The 1,098-nt window shown below is 77.1% G+C and carries 1 protein-coding gene; it reads right to left on the bottom strand.

Going from position 1 to position 1,098, the window contains the following annotated elements:
* On the bottom strand, positions 1–1,095 hold a 1,095-nt coding region (locus ADK60_RS23435), incomplete at its 3' end, for a sugar kinase (protein WP_286185300.1).
* Positions 1,096–1,098 lie beyond the last annotated feature (3 nt).

Here is a 1,098-nt window from a genome sequence, read left to right as displayed (position 1 = left end):
GTCGGTGGGGGAGGCGTATGTGCTGGTGGGCGCCGAGGGGAGCGCAGGGGACACGATGCCATCCGCCGACACCCGGGTGGCGGCCCAGGCCTCGGGCGAGGCGTCGAGCAGGGCGCCGATTACCGAGTCGGGCGGCAGCTCGGCCTGGTCCGCGTGGGTGGTCAGCGCGCAGGCCGCGCTCAGATGGCCCAGTCGCAGGCGGCGCCGCTGGTCGAGGCCGCGCACGGTGCCGGCCAGGTAGCCGGCGGCGAAGGCGTCGCCCGCACCGGTGGCCTCGACCACCTCGACCGTCAGGGCCGGTTCGGCGACGGTCGTGCCGTCCCGCCCGATCGCGGTGACCAGTCGGGCCTCGTCCTTGACCACGACGGTGGCCGGCGACGGGAAGAGGCGGCGCAGGGCGTGCGGCTCCCCGGTGCCGAAGGCGGCCTCGGCCTCGTCGGCGCCGAGCAGGAGCAGGTCGGCCGCGTCCAGCAGGGGCGGCAGCACCGAGAGGTCACGGTCGCGCCAGAGCGCCGGACGCCAGTTGAGGTCGAAGCTGACCAGTCGGCCGGGGCGGCGCTCCGCCAGCAGCGCGCGGAGCAGGGCGAGGCAGTCGTCGGAGAGCGCGGCGGTGATGCCGGACAGGTGGAGCAGCCGGGCCCCGGCCAGCAGCCGGGCGGCCGTCGGGTCGTCCAGCAGCCCGGGGGAGAGGGCGGCCGCCGCCGAACCGCGCCGGTGGTAGTGCAGCCGGCTCCGCCCCGGGCCGAGGTCGTGGCGGTCGCCGGTGGTGCCGCCGACCTCCTTGAGGTAGACGCCGGTCGGGCGGTGCGGGTCGACCGCGACGGCGGAGACGTCCACCCCGCGGGCGGTCAGTTCGCCGAGGAGGCGGCGGCCGAAGCCGTCGTCACCGACCCGGCTGATCCAGGCGCTCGGCACGCCCAGGGCGGTCAGGGCGCCGGCCACATTGGACTCGGCGCCGCCGACGGAGAGCCGGAAGTTCTCCACGGACTCCAGCGGGCCCGCGCGGTCGGGGAGGAGCACGGCCATCGACTCGCCCACGCAGACGGCCAGGGGGGTGGGGGGCGGGTTCAGGGGGTCGGCCGGGGTGTCCCCGATCCT

The organism is Streptomyces sp. XY431, assembly GCF_001279805.1.
In the GTDB taxonomy this organism is placed as follows: Bacteria; Actinomycetota; Actinomycetes; order Streptomycetales; family Streptomycetaceae; genus Kitasatospora; species Kitasatospora purpeofusca.
The sequence above is the reverse complement of the archived record's forward strand: the minus strand, read 5'-3'. Positions and strand labels throughout refer to the sequence as shown.